General features: G+C 38.8%; 18 protein-coding genes and 1 tRNA gene. 10 read left to right on the forward strand and 9 right to left on the reverse strand.

Annotated elements, in window-relative coordinates:
• Window positions 1-98: 98 nt before the first annotated feature.
• The 7 genes from ACUXV0_RS01450 to nusB all read right to left on the reverse strand — a co-directional run bounded on the left by ACUXV0_RS01450 (window position 99) and on the right by nusB (window position 4,300).
• Window positions 99-1,064 (reverse strand): ion channel, encoded by a 966-nt coding sequence (locus ACUXV0_RS01450; RefSeq protein WP_446191279.1) that lies wholly within the window; start codon window positions 1,062-1,064, stop codon window positions 99-101.
• 21 nt (window positions 1,065-1,085) lie between these two features.
• Window positions 1,086-1,622, reverse strand: coding sequence for a dihydrofolate reductase family protein (locus ACUXV0_RS01455; RefSeq protein ID WP_446191280.1), 537 nt, complete (start codon window positions 1,620-1,622; stop codon window positions 1,086-1,088).
• A gap of 2 nt (window positions 1,623-1,624) precedes the next feature.
• Complete coding sequence (locus ACUXV0_RS01460; protein WP_446191281.1) at window positions 1,625-1,927, reverse strand: DUF721 domain-containing protein; 303 nt, start codon at window positions 1,925-1,927, stop codon at window positions 1,625-1,627.
• 100 nt (window positions 1,928-2,027) lie between these two features.
• Window positions 2,028-2,309, reverse strand: a complete 282-nt coding sequence (yajC, locus tag ACUXV0_RS01465; RefSeq protein WP_446191282.1) for a preprotein translocase subunit YajC — start codon at window positions 2,307-2,309, stop codon at window positions 2,028-2,030.
• A gap of 30 nt (window positions 2,310-2,339) precedes the next feature.
• Window positions 2,340-2,771 (reverse strand): DUF1573 domain-containing protein, encoded by a 432-nt coding sequence (locus ACUXV0_RS01470; protein WP_446191283.1) that lies wholly within the window; start codon window positions 2,769-2,771, stop codon window positions 2,340-2,342.
• Complete coding sequence (locus ACUXV0_RS01475) at window positions 2,771-3,100, reverse strand: YtxH domain-containing protein (RefSeq protein ID WP_446191284.1); 330 nt, start codon at window positions 3,098-3,100, stop codon at window positions 2,771-2,773. Before ACUXV0_RS01475 ends, ACUXV0_RS01470 begins: the two co-directional genes overlap by 1 nt.
• A 60-nt stretch (window positions 3,101-3,160) precedes the next feature.
• Complete coding sequence (gene nusB, locus ACUXV0_RS01480; protein WP_446191285.1) at window positions 3,161-4,300, reverse strand: transcription antitermination factor NusB; 1,140 nt, start codon at window positions 4,298-4,300, stop codon at window positions 3,161-3,163.
• Window positions 4,301-4,422: 122 nt separating this feature from the next.
• On the opposite strand from nusB, the gene ACUXV0_RS01485 reads away from it, so the two are divergent.
• The gene (locus tag ACUXV0_RS01485) at window positions 4,423-5,853 is read left to right on the forward strand and encodes a S41 family peptidase (protein ID WP_446191286.1); all 1,431 of its coding nucleotides are present in this window, start codon (window positions 4,423-4,425) and stop codon (window positions 5,851-5,853) included.
• On the opposite strand, the gene ACUXV0_RS01490 is transcribed toward ACUXV0_RS01485, so the two are convergent.
• Window positions 5,831-7,195 (reverse strand): cytochrome-c peroxidase, encoded by a 1,365-nt coding sequence (locus tag ACUXV0_RS01490; protein WP_446191287.1) that lies wholly within the window; start codon window positions 7,193-7,195, stop codon window positions 5,831-5,833. The two genes, ACUXV0_RS01485 and ACUXV0_RS01490, sit on opposite strands and share 23 nt — an antisense overlap.
• Window positions 7,196-7,423: 228 nt before the next feature.
• On the opposite strand from ACUXV0_RS01490, the gene ACUXV0_RS01495 reads away from it, so the two are divergent.
• The 3 genes from ACUXV0_RS01495 to ACUXV0_RS01505 all read left to right on the forward strand — a co-directional run bounded on the left by ACUXV0_RS01495 (window position 7,424) and on the right by ACUXV0_RS01505 (window position 9,673).
• Window positions 7,424-7,906: a hypothetical protein gene (locus ACUXV0_RS01495; RefSeq protein ID WP_446191288.1), complete on the forward strand. Its 483-nt coding sequence runs from the start codon at window positions 7,424-7,426 to the stop codon at window positions 7,904-7,906.
• Window positions 7,907-8,074: 168 nt separating this feature from the next.
• Window positions 8,075-9,184 carry a hypothetical protein gene (locus ACUXV0_RS01500; protein ID WP_446191289.1) on the forward strand — a complete coding sequence of 370 codons (1,110 nt, stop codon included), beginning with the start codon at window positions 8,075-8,077 and terminating at the stop codon, window positions 9,182-9,184.
• A 12-nt stretch (window positions 9,185-9,196) separates the two neighbouring features.
• Entirely contained in the window at window positions 9,197-9,673 is a 477-nt protein-coding gene (locus tag ACUXV0_RS01505; protein WP_446191290.1) for a hypothetical protein, read from the forward strand.
• On the opposite strand, the gene ACUXV0_RS01510 is transcribed toward ACUXV0_RS01505, so the two are convergent.
• Complete coding sequence (locus ACUXV0_RS01510) at window positions 9,663-10,925, reverse strand: asparagine synthetase B (protein WP_446191291.1); 1,263 nt, start codon at window positions 10,923-10,925, stop codon at window positions 9,663-9,665. The genes ACUXV0_RS01505 and ACUXV0_RS01510 overlap by 11 nt on opposite strands.
• 118 nt (window positions 10,926-11,043) lie before the next feature.
• Here ACUXV0_RS01510 and ACUXV0_RS01515 point away from each other — a divergent pair, with 118 nt between their 5' ends.
• The 6 genes from ACUXV0_RS01515 (at window position 11,044) to ACUXV0_RS01540 (ending at window position 16,897) form a co-directional block, all read left to right on the forward strand.
• Window positions 11,044-12,282, forward strand: coding sequence for an ABC transporter permease (locus tag ACUXV0_RS01515; protein ID WP_446191292.1), 1,239 nt, complete (start codon window positions 11,044-11,046; stop codon window positions 12,280-12,282).
• Between the two features lie 68 nt (window positions 12,283-12,350).
• Window positions 12,351-12,434: transfer RNA gene (locus ACUXV0_RS01520), tRNA-Leu, on the forward strand.
• A 371-nt stretch (window positions 12,435-12,805) separates the two neighbouring features.
• Window positions 12,806-12,958: a lasso RiPP family leader peptide-containing protein gene (locus ACUXV0_RS01525; protein WP_446191293.1), complete on the forward strand. Its 153-nt coding sequence runs from the start codon at window positions 12,806-12,808 to the stop codon at window positions 12,956-12,958.
• A 12-nt stretch (window positions 12,959-12,970) separates the two neighbouring features.
• On the forward strand, window positions 12,971-14,353 hold the full coding sequence (locus tag ACUXV0_RS01530) for a hypothetical protein (protein ID WP_446191294.1): 1,383 nt from the start codon (window positions 12,971-12,973) through the stop codon (window positions 14,351-14,353).
• Between the two features lie 49 nt (window positions 14,354-14,402).
• Window positions 14,403-15,743, forward strand: a complete 1,341-nt coding sequence (locus tag ACUXV0_RS01535) for a lysyl oxidase family protein (protein ID WP_446191295.1) — start codon at window positions 14,403-14,405, stop codon at window positions 15,741-15,743.
• Window positions 15,744-15,790: 47 nt separating this feature from the next.
• Window positions 15,791-16,897, forward strand: a complete 1,107-nt coding sequence (locus ACUXV0_RS01540) for a vWA domain-containing protein (RefSeq protein ID WP_446191296.1) — start codon at window positions 15,791-15,793, stop codon at window positions 16,895-16,897.
• The last annotated feature ends 8 nt before the right edge of the window (window positions 16,898-16,905 follow it).

Here is a 16,905-nt window from a genome sequence, read left to right on the forward strand (position 1 = left end):
ATTTTTCAACTATTGCTCCCGCAAATATAGGTAAAAATAGCTATAAATAAGATTTATAGCTTTAAAAGACTATAAATGTAAAATATAGGCTTTGAGTGCTATATTTTTTGATTGTTTAGCTCAGCCATCTCATAATTGCCAATATCTGCCAGATCAATTTGATAACGACCGTCTACATCTTTTAGAACAGGGTAAAATTTAGCTCCCCAAACCAACTCGTCATATAAATATGATTTTTGAGAGTGTACGGGGTCAGACATGGTATCATTAATAGCTGCAACAGAAATCAGGAACTCACCGTCAGACTCTGCAAGACTTTCGGGAGTTTCGCCATACAAGACACTGTCTTTGGTGATGGGGTGCACTACCGTCCATGAAGTAGCCAGGTATTTTATCTTATTTCTTTCAAGCGGTAACGAGTAGTACTTTCGTTTGAGCTCTCCGTCTTCAAGCTCATTTCGGGTAAACATGATGGTTACTTCTACTTCCATTAACTGATTATGCCGTTCATTGGCCATTCTGAACATAAAACCAGTAATGTTCAGGTAGGGAGAAATTAATGCATTCTCTGAGTAACGAATTCGTGGATTAGGTCTGGAAAACCGACCATATAACAAACCCGTCATGATGGCAAAGGTCAGGAGACCCAGAAAAGCTTCAAGTGTGGCAGCAAAACTCGCAATATACCCAACGGGACTAATCTGACCATAACCTACAGTAGTAAGGGTCTGGCTGGAAAAGAAAAAGGCTTCCCAGTAGGCGTTCATGCCATGTTCAACACTAATACCTTGAAGGTGCTCTACACCTATTAGATAATAAATGCCTGCAAAAATAGAGTTCAAGAAAAAGTAGAAGAGCAGAATCACCATCCCAAACTTTAGCCAATGCATGCTGATAAGCCTATGGTAAAGATTCACCCTGGACTCAAAAGGCTGGTTCAGGCGTTCTACATTAAAACTGCCATCAGGTCTGATTAATCTGGCACTGGTACTGGTGGCTTTAGTACCGAAGCCACTATCTTCTCGGTTTTGCTCCTGAAGTACCTGTTTGTTTCTGGTGGTCATAGAAACCAAAATAGTTAAAACTTAAGAATTAGGCGTCATGACCAACTGTATCATTCCATTTGAGAAGGTTTTGGTTTCCTTCACAGTCATCCATTTTTCAAATTCACCTTGATTGAACAACGGAATGCCTTCTCCAAGAAATACAGGGGCAATGCTTATGATGATTTTGTCAATAAGGCCAGCTGCAAGTAATTGGGCATTGATTTGCCCACCACCGATGATCCAAATGGGTTTGGTTTCCTTTTGCTTCAATGTGGTTACTAACTCTACAGGGCTTTCATTCGTAAACGTGATGCCTTCTAGTTCAGGAAGGTCTTGTTTGCGGGTGATGACAAAGTTCTTTTTCCCTGCGTAAGGGTTCTCGATACCCAAATCTGCAATTACCTTATAGGTATTGAAACCTTGAACTACAGAGCCAAGAGCGTCAAAATGAGCCTGATAGCCATAGTCTTCTCCTTGAAGGAGTAAGCGTTGATGATGTAGCCATTCTGTGCTTCCGTCTTTGGTAGCTATAAAGCCATCTATGCTTTGGGCAATGTAGAGAATTGTTTTAGTCATGACTAATAGAAGACGACATCTTCTACAGGATGATTCCCCAGTTCTTTATTAATTAATGAAATGAGCTTCGATTTAGCCATTAGAAGCTCCTGACGTAAAGGAGATGAAGAGATTTTCAAGAACAGTTTCTTATCTCTGATGTAGATTTTCTCGGTACGTGAGGCTATGGTTTTACCCATGATTTTTTCCCAGGAAACAATTAGGTGAGTTTCGCTGTATTTGCTTTGCAAATTGAACGATTCCAGAAATCCATCAATGGCATCTTTTAAAGAAACGGCCTTAGTATTACGTTTGCTGGGTTTCACGTTTGAGATTCAATAGAGTTGTGATGAAGATACAATTTTAGTAGCCCATAAAAAAGAAAAACCTGCCCTAATAGAGCAGGTTTTAGTCACCTAAAGGTGCTTATGATTTTTTCGCGATAGCAGACTTATCAAAGGTAAGTTTGGCACCTCCACCAGCAGCAATAGTCACAGTAGAATCATCCGTTGTTACTACTTTGCCATGTAAACCACCTGCAGTGATAACCTCATCACCAGCTTTAAGCTCGCTTACCATTTTTTGTTGCTCTTTTTGTTTTTTCTGCTGAGGTCTGATCATGAAAAAATACATGACAGCAAACATCCCCACCATCAAAACTAAGAAACTCATATTGCCTCCACCGGCACCTGCTTGTAATAATACCATATCTATTTTAGGGTTAATTCGGTTTACTAATTATTCGGCATCTGCTGCTTTTACAGTCGCCGTAAAGTTTAAAGCCACTGCATTATTTCTGGCGTTTGAGATCACACCTACAGTTTTGCGGTTCTGACCTACTTTGCCTTTGCTATTAAAGTTAATGACTATCTCATCTTCCTGACCTACACCTACCGGTGCGGCCGGTTTTGAGGCAACCGTACAGCCACAGCTTACATTTACCGCAGCTATCTCTACAGGGTCAGTACCCACATTCTTAAACTTGAAAGCATAAGAAACAACGTCCCCCTCAGTGATTTCACCAAAATCATGAGAAGTCTCTTCAAATTCTAAACGACCATCTTTTGCATCTGGTAATTGCTCTTGAGCTGACTGGGTAGAGTTTTCTGCGGAAGAGTTACAACCTACAGTTAAGACGGCAATCAGGGCCAGGCCTATTAACTTTTTCATTATGCTTTTGATTTGATTTGAGACATTAGAGATTCTACATCTTCCAAAAGCTTTTCAGCTTTCTGACGTGCCTCATTCACTACTTTCTTACCTTCTGCTTTGGCTTTGCTGTCTACGTGTTCTCCACCAGCCATTTCTACGGCTACTTCATCTCCTCTTTCTATGAGATCTGCAATAAACTCCTCCAGCTGTTCTCTGTACGAGCCCAGCTTTTCGGCCAGTCTGTCTCGAGTAACTTCTCCTTTCTCAGGAGCGTATAAAACGCCGATCACAGCACCTGTGGCTAAACCCGCCAAAAATGAAAAGAATGATCCAGTTGATTTACTCATTGTGTTTTTTATTTATGGCTTAAAATTATCTTAAAAAGCCGTCTTCTTCAATTTTTTCAACTATTTATTGTCTAACATCCCACGACCAGATTTTCTGATTTCTCCGGATCTTACCAATTCTTTTGAAAGGGTATCTAAGACACCATTCATAAATACTCCGCTTTTAGGGGTACTATATGTTTTGGCTATTTCTATAATCTCATTGATAGTCACCTTGATAGGGATAGACGGAAACTCCATGAACTCAATTAAGGCCATTCGCATTAGTATTTTATCTGCGTCTGCTACACGTTCGTATTCCCAGTTTTTGAGTTTAGGTAAAATGTACTCATTCAGCTCATTTTCTCTTTGAATAGATTGTTTAAAGAGTTTCCCCAAAAACTCCTTCCTTTCCTTCCATTCTTCATTTGACTGGGCTATTTCTAAACCATCTTCTTCATCATAATTCTGGAAAGTATGAGCTACCATGGCTCTTAATGTTTCTCTGTCTTCAGAGAAATAAAGATGGAAACGTTCAAAATAATTGACAGAAACTTCATTCTTCAGGAAGACATTTTTTACCATGTATTTCAATAGTGCAATCTCTTCATCAAGTGTATGATTGATCTTTGAGCAATACTCATTATAACGTTCATTTTCTCTTAGAACGGTATTGTATAATGATTTTACAAAGTCCTTTTCTTCATTCCATTGAGCTTCAGCTTTTAAAGAAAGAATTTCAAATTCACTATTCTCTTGAAGAGCTTTCAATAACTTATTATCTGCTAGTCTGCTCTTACCTTCAAACTTGCGATCGGCCAGAGATAAATCTGCTAAGGCCAGATAAAGGTTTAGAAGTTTGAGGTAGACCACAAAAACCTTATCTGCTTCTCTCAATGTACGCAGGCTCATTTGATCAAAATCAGCCTTATTGCGATTATTGAAAAGTATTTTGGCCTCTTTAACCGCTTGAGTTACGGCTTTTGGTGCTTCAAAATCTTCGGTAGTTTCGTGAATGGAAAGTTCTTCGTGAAGAACCTTTATGCTGAGGTCTGTAAGACCTTTCAGTTTTGGTTTATCCTGAACTTCCATTGAGTTTAAGTCAGGAGCAAAATTCTCTTTGATCAGATCTTCAGCCAGCAGCAGATTCGCTTTTCTGGATTGTTCATAGGCATAAAGAGCCTGCATTGCTCTGATTCTAATGAGTCTTCTATTCAGCATACGGTCAAAGAACTTTATTTTTCCGGCGGCAAAGATACTGAAACAAGCTTAAAAAAAACCTCATTTAAACAGAGAATCGTTTACATTTGGTTACTTAAGTTCAAAAGAATCTAGGAAAAGGAATGAAGTATTGGTTTTGGTTCTTGGTAGTGATTACTGCATTGCCTTCGGTAGGGCAAGAGAGGCTTAGTGAGCAAGAGGCGAAAGAGGATCTGGGTTTTCTATACAGAAGAATGATTAAAGTACATCCCGGCTTGTATGCTTACCAGGATAGTGCTGACTACGCCAATACGTTTCAGGAGATATTTGATTCTATTGAGGGAGAAATAGAGTACCTGGAGTTTTACAAAAGGATGTCTCCTTTAATAACTGAAATTAAGGATCTTCATACTTCTTACCGGCACAGTAAACAATGGAGCAAAGAGCACGATAAGGCTTTGCCATTTATTCTTCAGGAGCTCGATAATGAATATTACCTTAAGTATAATGCTAGTTCAGATTCAACTATGATGAGAGGAGATAAAGTGGTGGCTATTGCTGGTCATGATATCAAAGAGTTGGTAAATGAAGTGAAAACTTACTTGGGTACAGACAATGATAATGAGTTGGCAAAGAACCTTTATGCCTCTAAAAATCTATATGCCTATTACGGCAGAATTTATGAATTGACTGACAGCGTTCGCGTGAATTTTACAAGAGAGCCCGACTCAAGTTTCTTTAAAACATTGAAGACAATAAAGCGTAAAGAGGTGATTCCTGAGGTACTCAAACGCTATCCTGACAAAGCCAGAGTCAAACTTGATTATACCTTATTAGACTCTACACTGCAAGTAGGCGAGATTGATATCAGTTCTTTTTCATACAAGGGAGGGCCTTTTGACCTGTTTCAAAGAAAGTTTAAACACAAACTCAAAAAGAGTTTTAAGAAAGTAGCAGAAGATAGTTTAAAGCACTTGGTTCTTGATTTGCGAAGCAATGGGGGAGGTTATATTCCAAATGTCAAAAGGCTAATGAAATATGTAGCAAATGAGCCATTTTATATGATTGATACAATGGCATTTAAAAAGTCAGCGTATGGCAAATTATTTCCTGTGCCCATGATACTTCCTCCTCTTATGGCACCTCTGTATTTCAATAAGAAGGACTCTGTTTACAGGTTTCATGTAAACACGAAAAAAGTGAAGCCTAGATTTAATAAGTATCACTTTGACGGTCCACTTTACGTTTATTTAGATGCCAATAGTTATTCTGCCACTGTCTTCACAGCGGCACTATTAAAAGATATGAACCGTGCTACTTTTTTAGGTACGATACCTGCCGGAACCACATGGGGGAGTTATGCTGGTAGTTTCCACTTACCCAAATTGCCAAACTCTAAAATTCAGCTAAGAATTCCGTATTACAAGGTCGTTCATGGTCTTAGCAAGAAACCTCAAGAACAGTTCTTAAAACCCGATATTCCAATTGAGTTGACTAAGGAACAGTTTCACAAAGATATAGATCCTTATCAGGAAAAGTTACTAGACCATATTACCAACCTAAATCAACAATAGACTGCGGATCATTATTTGGGAAGGCCAAGCCTGATGGCAAACGCTCAGGAACGTACCTCTCTAAATTGGGATCTCTTAAGGATTTTTCAATGAACATTGTCAATTGATCTATTTCTGTTTCTGTCAGTCCTAAAGGCTTAAACTCCGGAGATAGTTTATCAACAGGTACGATGTCATTTTCTGGCTGTGCATTGTTTTTGTAAACAATGACGTCTTTGACAGAATAAAAAGTGGCACCATGACCATAAAAAGGTGAATCTGTAAGATTGTACAGTTGAGGTACTTTAAACTTATAAAGGTCTTCTTCCTTACCTGTAAAGCCTCCACGACCTTTATGTTCTACACTGGCGTCTGTTACATTTATAACAGAATGATCTCCGTAACTGCCTTTTTTAAGATCCTTCATACCAAGTGCGTAAAACTCCATATTGGCTAATGAAGGTCCATTATGACAATTTGAGCAGCCTGCCTTGCCAAAGAAAAGTTTTGCTCCTTCCTTCTCTGTATCAGACATTGCTCCGAACTGACCTTTTAGCCAAAGCTGAAAAGGTGCTTGGTTAGAGAGTAAGGTTCTTTCATATGCCGCCATAGCTAGTGCACCGTTGTCTCTTAGCTTTTTAGGATCATTTATCGTATTGTCTTCAAAAGCCTTTTGATAGAGTTCTTTATAATTACCGACATTGGAAATAAAAATCTTATCAATCACAAGTCTGTGAACATCCCTTCCGGCGATGGCTTGGGTCTCAACTCCTTCAAAGCCTTGCGTATTTTCAAATTTGGGAGTGCCGGGTGTCCAGCTGGCCTCGGTTCCGTTGTTTAAATGTGTTCCCCCAAACTGGCCATTCCATAAAACGTTAGTTTGATAGGCCATATTCATGGCAGATGGCGTTCTGATGTTTTGAACATCAATATCAGAAAACTGATAGCCTTCACTCATGGTTCTTGATTCTCCGTTGACCCCAAAACCAGAACCTCCGTCTCCCATACCTTGTGGCATACAAGCCTGAAATCCCGCTTTTGCATGATGACAGCTGGCACATGAATAGGTGTTCATTCCAGATGACATCTTTGGGTTTTGACCTAGCCCTGTCTCATGAAAAAGAAGTTTTCCAAGTTCTATCTTAGCCGGGGTAAGTGGGTTTTTGGGATCTTGAGGAATACTGGCAAGATCATCGCTCTCAGGCATTTGATAGAAAGATTTGCCCTTGCCGGCTGAGGAAGTCATCAGGATTTCCTCTAACTCTTTATCAAGATCATTTGCTACATCTACCTGATCAGGTGTTTTACAACCGTATAAGGCTAAGATGCTTATGACTAGAAAACTGATGTAAAGTTTTTTCAATGGCTTTTTCGAGTAAGTTTCGACTTTTAGTGTGCAAAAATCGAACCAAATGGATTGATGTTCTTGTCTAATTTAGCAATTATTTATTGATCAATATCATATCTATACTTAGACAGGATATGAATTTATTGGTTACATTTGTGATTATTCCATTTATTATTGGACGGTAAGAAGTACATATCATTAGTCTTTTTGACATTATTCATATGTCAGCTGATTATCTATCCTATGCTGCTGAGCAATAGGCTGGAAATGGAGGCTAATATTCACACGTCCTCTATTCATAATCAAAGCGAAGCTCCTGAAACGCTGGAGATAAAAATCGGCTTATCACTTCCTTACAGTAACGAATGGGACTCGGCCAAAGAAAGTGAGGGTCTTTTGGAGCATGAAGGTGCCTTCTATACCTTAGTGAGCAGAGACTATAAAAACGATTCACTGTATTTCAAATACATAAAGAATACAAATGCACGTGAGGTGTTTAGCATGCTTTCTGAGCATGTGGATCCTGATGGGAATAGTTCTGATAAGGAAGAGCCTGCAGGTTCACTGACCTTAAAATGGACTGCTTTAAAGTATATTACTTCTAATGAAAGGGCCATTGAGTCCCTGACAATTGATACGTGCAATTTGGTGAGCGGCTTCCGCTACTCCAATCTATACGCTTTTGATTTCTTCAAAATAACTACTCCACCTCCGCGAGTAGGATAATTCTCATATAACTGTAAATCCCTTTTAGTCTTTTTGTCAAAATGACAAAGAGTTATTGCTGTGCGTTTTATTGAAAATGCTGCACAGTAAAGTTTTTATATGTGCCTTAAGTATTTACTAATGAATAACTTAAGTGCTTTATGTTTAGAGAATTATCAAAAGAAAATCATGAAAAAAAATATATACTTTTTATTGGCTGTAATGGCTGTAGTTGTTTTTAATGTATCAAACAGTTCTGCACAAGGCTGTGTGGCTATTCGTCATTTTTCTACCTGTAGTGGTAACCCGAATTCGTCTTCACAGACAGGAAAGGGCGTCGCTATTTTGAATACTAACTACAGATATTTTAAGTCTTACAGACACTTTAGAGGTACTCATGAAGAGCCGGATAGAGTGGCTAATGGCTCAGAAGTAATAAATAAGTCGCATGCTCTGGATATTAGCTTGAACTATGGCTTGAGTAATAAGTGGTTCGCAAATGCGACATTACCTTTGGTATACAATGACCGAAGTTCACTATACGAACACGGCAGAACAGAACGTCATAATACTTATTCACAGGGACTAGGTGATGCTCGTATAGGGGTTGGATACTGGCTGAAAGATGTACAATCTGCACATTCAGGTAACTTATCCTTAAACCTTGGGCTAAAATTGCCAACGGGTAACTATGGTGCCACAGATACTTTTTATAACGTAGGTACAAACGGATCAGCAGAGGTAAGGCCTGTGGATCAGTCTATTCAGCCAGGTGATGGAGGAGTAGGGATAACCACAGGTTTTGTTGGTTTTAAACAAATAGGAACCAGATTGTCATTTTATGCTACCGGGTTTTATATGTTTAACCCTAAGGAGACGAATGGCACCAGAACATTTCGTGAAACGCTGAGTCCTATTTTACAAAATGAGTCCATCATGGCAGCTACTGATCAGTATGCTCTTACTGCTGGAATTAACTATTCGTTATTTAAACCTTCTTTAAGCTTCGGTTTGGGAGGTAGGTTTGAAGGCATTCCTGTAAAAGATGTTTTTGGAGGTGATCTTGGTTTCAGAAGACCTGGAATGGCGGGTTCTGTAGAACCTTCTGTGATGTACATGAAAGATAGAGTCATGCTTACACTTAGTGTGCCCGTGGCAGTATACAGAAATAGACCTCAAAGTTTGACTGATAAAGAAACAGAGATAGCAACTGGTAACCCGAGAAATGGAGATGCCGCTTTTGCTGACTATCTCATCAATGTTGGACTTGCCATAAATCTATCAAAAGGTGAAAAGTAAACGATTAGAAAAATGACGAATCAACAATTAAATATATTCCTTAAAAAAGTAGAGTGGTTTAACCGTATATCTCTGTTTATCATTTACTTCTGGTTCGGTTTTTTGAAGGTTCTGGGTACCTCACCAGCAGAGGGATTAGTGATTAAGCTTTTTGATCAGACATTGGCTGGCATAATCCCTATTGAAGTCTTTCTTCCTGCTTTTGGTGTTTTTGAATGTACGCTTGGCCTACTTTGGGTTTTTCCAAAATTTAGTAAAACGGCATTTATGATCACCTGCATTCACATGTTCAGTACATTTTTGCCAATGGCCGTTCTTGAAAAGGATACTTGGCAGAGTTTCATGACCTTGACCTTAACAGGTCAATACATTGTGAAGAACCTTATCTTGATTGGCGTTTCCTGGTTCATATATCAAATGCACAGCTTTGAAACAGAAAGCCAAGAAGAGAAACGAAGTTTTATGTTTAAGGTCTTAGTTAGGTCTTAAGCTTCTTTTTCTTTGCTGCCGGAAACAGCACATTATTAAGGATTAAACGATAACCCGCAGAGTTTGGATGAAGATTCAGGTCTGTGGGTTCTTCACCTACATAATGCTGGTAGTCTTCAGGGTCGTGGCCACCATAAAATGTCCAGAATCCTTTTCCTTTGGTACCATGAATGTATCTGGCCTCTTCCAATTCTCGGTTTTCAGCCAGGATGATCACTTCAGGTTTAATCAAACGCTTCTTGTAGGCAGTGGTCTGACCCATAAATCCTTTGATTAGGTTTTTATGGTTTTGCGTGAGCATTGTTGGTATTGGATCCCATTTGGCCGAAAACTCAAATAGGTTGAAATAATCATAATTCTGTGTAACGCCTCTTTCCTGATGCGTATGGTCAATGTCAGAAAACTCTACTACATAAGGGTCATAAATGAGTGAGAAGTCTTTAAAAGCAAAGGTTTGCGAGAAATCTAGTTTGCTATCTGCGTTCATATCTGCACCATCTCCGTCATAAGGACTTTCAATTACATCAAGACCTTGAGCGGCCAGGGCAATATCGTAAGTGTCAGTAGCATTACACATGGCAAACATATAGCCTCCGCCAAGCACAAACTCCTGGATCTTTTTCACCACTCCCAATTTAAGCTGACTTACTTTTGAAAATCCGTATTTAGAGGCGATAGCCTCAGCCTCTTTCTTTTGCTCCTGATACCAGCCTTGACCTCGCATTCTGATGAATTTGCCGAACTGTCCGGTGAAATCTTCATGATGTAGGTGAAGCCAGTCGTATTCGGGTAACTTACCTTCCATTACCTCTTCGTCAAACACTTTGTCATACTTAATTTCGGCATAAGTCAGAGCCATTGTTACGGCATCATCCCATGGCTGAGTGCTTTTGGGAGAGTAGACCGCAATTTTAGGAGGTTTTTGAAGCTTTACAGCATCCATATTCGCATCCGGATTTTTGACGATTGTCAAAATTTGAGCACTCTCGGCATCAGAGATAATTTCGTAGCTGATATTTCTAATTACGCATTCATTGATAAAAGCTTGCGAAACCGGAGCCATAAAACTCCCGCCACGGTAATTCAGAAGCCAGTCAACTTCAGTTTCATATTTAGATAGAATCCAATACACCAGGCCGTATGACTTCAGATGATCTGTTTGATTATCATCCATCGGAATCAGGAGCTGATTCGCCTTTAGAGGATTCAGAATTCCTAAAAAAATGATAAGCGGTAATATGAAATACTTCATTGGCTTGCTTGCGGGCTTTATGCTGTCGAATTTTGTAAAGATAACTTTATTTCACGCCAAATAGTGTCTCAGGTCTTCTTTTGTAGACTTTACCAAGGGCTATGTTGATGAATTTGATATGAATTTTACAGAGAATATTGCAGAAGGTTTACGTGCCATTCAGGGTAATTTATTGAGAGCTATTATTACAGCTCTAATTATTGCTTTGGGCATTCTAGCTCTCGTTGGAATTTTGACTGCCGTAGATGGAATTCAAAACAATGTAAATCAAAGTTTAAGCGGTCTGGGGGCAAATACTTTCGATATTAAAGTAGAGCAGCGTTACGGAAGAAGGGGCGGGATGCAGGAGAAATTGGATCCTCCGATTGTTTTTCGTGAGGCTTTGGGCTTCAAAGACCTGTTCACTCAGCAAGAAGAAGCACTAGTAAGTCTTTATACAAATGTTTCGGGAGCCGTGGAGGTTAAATATGGTTCTGAAAAAACAAACCCGAACATTCAGGTGATGGGTGTTGACCCTGAATATCTCGGTATTAAAGCCTATAAGCTTCAAAATGGAAGAAATATCAATGAATCTGATATGAATCTTTCTAGCAAGGTGGCAGTCATTGGTTCTGAATTGGCTTCAAAGCTATTCCCCAAAACTTCTCCTATGGATAAGGTGATATCTATGATGGGTAATAAGTACCAAATAGTAGGAGTTCTAGAAAAGAAAGGAAGTTTAAGTGGTGGTGGAGATGATAGAGTTGTGCTCTTGCCACTTTCTACAGGTCGTCAATTTGATACACGTGGATCTTTTTCATATCAAATAACAACTTCGGTTACCAGCGTAGAAAATATTGAAGAGGCAATAGGCGAAGCTACAGCTACTATGAGGAGGGTAAGAGGAGATAGAGTAGGTGAGAAGGATAGTTTCGAGATAGAACGAGCAGATTCTCTTATTAAAGAAACCGAAAATATTACCAGTGGCATGCAAATAGGCGGCTTGGTGATCGCTGTGATTACCTTGTTAGGTGCTTCTATTGCTCTAATGAATATTATGATGGTTTCGGTCACAGAAAGAACTCGAGAAATTGGTGTGAGAAAAGCCTTAGGGGCAAGCCCGGCAAAAATTAGACTTCAGTTTCTCATCGAAGCGATCGTGATATGCATCATCGGAGGAGCTGCCGGAGTACTTTTAGGAATAATTGGCGGGAATGTGGTTTCGTCAAGTATGTTTGATCAGTCCAGTTTTATAATTCCATGGGACTGGATAATAGCAGGTTTGGTGGTTTGTATTTCTGTGGGTCTCTTATCTGGTTTTTACCCTGCTTACAAGGCCAGTAAACTTGATCCTATAGAATCCTTACGATACGAATAAAAAAAGTAGGCTAAAGAATTTGTGAATATTAAGGGTTCTTCTACTTTTGCAGTCCCAAAACATCACCTGCCCAGGTGGCGGAATTGGTAGACGCGTTGGTCTCAAACACCAATGATAGCAATATCGTGCCGGTTCGACCCCGGCCCTGGGTACGAAAGCCCCCGAAAAACGCCGTTCTGGTGCATTTTGGGGGCTTTTTGAATTTTCTGGTCAATTATTGGTCAATAGTTTGAACAATTCTTCACTCTCTTCCTTGATTTTAGCTTCATTTTACTTGTAATAAAGCAACCCGCTTTTTCCTAACAGTAGGATTTTCCTTCATTTAAACGTTTTCCAAAATGTATAATTCTTGGAGCTGGATTCCATTTATTGGAAAGTTACATATATCTAATACCCTCATAGATACCTTTAAATAACTATTTTAGCCCTTTTAAAGAGTTTGGTTCATTTTTTGGCATTTTAGAAGTGACCTATAGATTTATCATTAGTCTTTAGTACAATAAGACGATATAACAGTAAAGCAATGAATAATTCCAACCAATCTTTCTTTCCTAGGGAGAAGGGCAAAAAGAAAGCCTACTCCAAACCAAAACTTCGCAAGCTTGGCTCAGTAAAAGAGCTTACCCTGAAAACGGGTTCAGTGTCAGATTTCGGTAGTAATCAGTTTCAACCTTAAATCGCTATTAACATGAAGAGAAATTTACTACAAAAAATTGGGATATTACTTTTTTCGTCTGCAAGTGTTTTTGGTGCTTGCCCAGGAAATACAACTGTGACATGGGATGGAAGTACTGGTGGAGCTCCAAACTTAAATTCAAATGATGTGCTTTGTTTGACGGGAAATTACTCAGGTACTTTTAATATTAATGGTGCCCCAGCCACAATATACATCGATGACGGTGTAACATGGGACATGGGTTCTCAGAATTTCAATGGTGCAACTACCATTGAAACCTCATCAACAGGTACATTAAATGTTGGTAACGATATCAATGCAAATGGTAATCTTACGATCAATAACTCTGGTACTCTAGGTTTTACAAATGCTTCAGATCAGACACTTACTGGAGTTACAGTAACGAATAATGGTACAATGTCGAAATCGACAGGAAATTTGAAATTTCAATCAAATTCTGTTTTGAATAACTACAGTACCGTAAATGTTGCGGCTTTTGAAAATGCTGAATCATATTTGAATAATTTTCCAGGTGCAGTAATGAACATATCTGGACAATTCTATAATCATGGGGCTATGACAAATGACGGTTTGATATATTCGAATTCGATGTTAGTAACAGATAAAGGAAGCCTTTTTGGAATTAATAATGGCTTGATTTCAGTGAGTGGGGATATAAATCTTAATGCTGGATTTATAAATAATGGAAACTTGGAAAGTGGTGGCACCATGAATATAACTAAGCCTCTTACAGGAGATGGCACAGGTGGAGTATTCTACAATACTGCTCAAAACGTTACTGGCGATGGAAGTGTGGCAGGACAGGCTAATAACACAAGTGATTACAGTACTTATTCAGGGGCGTATCCTGTAAGTTTAATGAGTTTTTCAGGTCGTATGATAAGGAATACTGTTGAACTCCAATGGGGTATATCAGATTTTAATGGATTCAGTGACTTTGAAATTCAAAGAAGTTCTGATGCAAAACATTTTGAGTCTATTGGTAAGCAAATGTTCTCAACAGATAAACTTGAATTCAGGTATACTTTCATTGATGAGAATCCAGCTGAAGGATTAAATTATTATCGCTTAAAAATGAACGACCTTGATGGTAAATATGAATACTCCAAAATAGTTGGAGTTGATTTTGCCTCTAATGCTCATTATTTCTTATTTGAGAACCCATCTAGAGGGCAATCGATAAGTATAGAAACTAATGCCGAAAATCCTCAATTTATGGTGTTTGATGATCTTGGAAGGGAAGTTAATTTCAAACTTCGAAAATCTAACGGTTTATTCGAGATAACCCCAAGGAATGTGGTATACGATATGTTAATTATTTCGATGCTAACGGATCAAGGAAGACAAACAAAAAGGGCTTTGTTATCGTACTAAAAATGATTTTATTTTTGAAAAAGGGGCGAAAGCCCCTTTTTTTATATCTATGAAAAAAGTTCTTCTTCTTTTGATGCTCCCACTGATGTCTTTATCACAAACATATTCATCTGAAATAGGTGGTAAAGTAATTTCAGACTATACAGGTATTTTAGCAGCTGACACTGTTGAAATAGCCGTAAAAGGGTTACCATTAGTGATTAACGAAAGCTTTGGTCTTTCCAAGGTCTGCTTTACTATTCAACACAAAAGAGTTTCAGATCTAAAAGTAGAACTATTTTCTCCTGATGGAAATGAGATTTGGTTAACGAATAGGAATGGTGGGTTAGAAGGTGAAAACTATTTTCAAACTTGTTTTAGATCAAATGGTTTCAATGGCTATGTACATCAGGCAAAGGCTCCATTTAGAGGCGAATATATTCCCGATGGTCGGTTTGAGTTCCTGAACAATGGACAGAATCCTAATGGTGTTTGGAAGTTAATTGTAAGAGACTTGGAATCGGGTGTTCAAGGGAAATTAGATTATGTCAATTTGACCTTCGAAAAGGATCCAATGCCGAACTTTGAAAAGAGTCCTTGTAGCCTTTCAGAAGGAAAGGGATGTGAGTGTCCTGATGGAACTCAAGATTGTGATCTTTTACCTGATCTTGTGATACTACCTTCTTTTACTAAAGATCAAATACAAGAATATCCTTATAATCATTACCGATACACGGGCCATTTAAGACTAGCGGCTACAATTGCGAATATAGGTTACGGTCCCATAGAGGTTTTTGGTAAAAATGAATGGTATTGTAATGATACTCCAGTGGAAGGAGATGTTAAATGCCCTGATGGTGAGAATCCTCGTCAAAGAATTTATCAAAGGGTTTACAAGAAGAATGGTGATAATCTAGTTTATGAGGATTTGGTCTCCGGAACTAACTATTACGATGAGAAGCCAGGTCATGATCATTACCATGTTGATGACTGGGTAGAATTTCGCGTTGTAAAGCAGAAGAATAAAAGGAATGGCTCTATCAAAAGAAAGGTTATTGCCGAAGGAGCCAAGGTAAGCTATTGCCTTTTTGACACCGGTATTTGTAATAATGGTGATTCACTATGTTATGTCAATAATACCATCTACGGGCAAAAAAATCTTCCAAACTACGGTTTGGGAAATTTCATTGATTGCAAGTCTGGACTCCAAGGAATCTCGGTAGGAGGTTATGATACCTACGGAATGCTCTATGAAGGTCAATTTGTCAAACTACCGAAAGGTCTAAAGCCAGGTACTTACATTCTGGAAATTGAAATTGACCCGGAACATAAATACAAGGAGTCAGATAGAAGTAATAATATCTACAGACAAGAAGTCTATCTGAGTAAACAAAGAAAGAAAAGAGGCTAAACTTAATCTATCGCCTTCTTGTTCTAAACACATCAAAGAGGATAAGAATGAAAGGTTTTAAGTTTACCAAATACATTCCAGACGTAAAGGGAGGAGCAGACTTTGAAAAGTTGTTTGATATTTTTCAGCAGTTACTATTGATTTTTGCCGGTAATGTAGCTGAGGCATTAGATTATATGAGTGAGCTGGATAGACGATACGAGCTTACTTCTGATGCCTATGGTATGGCCGATTTTATCCAGGATTTAAAAGACAAAGGATACATTACTGAAGAGCAAGGAGAAGGTGGCGGTCTCTCAATGACGCCAAAATCAGAAAAAAGTATTCGTAAAAGTAGTCTTGAGGAGATTTTTGGGAAACTGAAGAGAAGTAAAGGAGCCGGCAATCACAAATCTAAGTTCTCAGGATCTGGTGGGGAGAAGTCAACGGACGTAAGAGCATTTCAGTTTGGTGACAGTCTTGATCAAATTAGTATGACTGAGAGTTTGAAAAATGCCCAGGTGAATAGCGGACTTGGTGACGATTTTAGGCTTACAGAGAATGATTTGGAGGTTATGGAGACTGAACGTAACCTGCACACTTCAACCGTTCTCATGATTGACATAAGTCACTCCATGATACTTTATGGAGAGGATAGAATTACTCCAGCTAAGAAAGTAGCCTTGGCCATGGCTGAACTGATAAAGACTCGCTATCCTAAAGATAATCTTGATATTCTGGTTTTTGGGAATGACGCATGGACTATACAGCTTAAAGATATTCCGTATCTGGAAGTGGGGCCCTACCATACCAATACCGTGGCCGGTCTTGAACTGGCAATGGACTTACTCAGAAGACGAAAAACTAAGAATAAGCAGATTTTTATGATCACCGATGGTAAGCCAACCTGCCTGAAAGAGGGAATCAATTACTATAAAAACGCCTTCGGTCTTGACCGTAAAATTGTCAATAGAACTTTGACTATTGCTGCTCAGGCAAGACGAATGAATATTCCGGTGACAACTTTTATGATCGCCTCAGATCCATATTTAAAACAATTTGTTCGAGACTTTACTGAAGTCAATAAAGGAAGGGCTTATTACTCTAACCTAGATGGGCTTGGAGGGTTCGTTCTTGAAGACTTTGAACGGAACAGAAGAAGAAATGTGAGGTAGACTCATAC

The organism is Jiulongibacter sp. NS-SX5 (assembly GCF_052828545.1).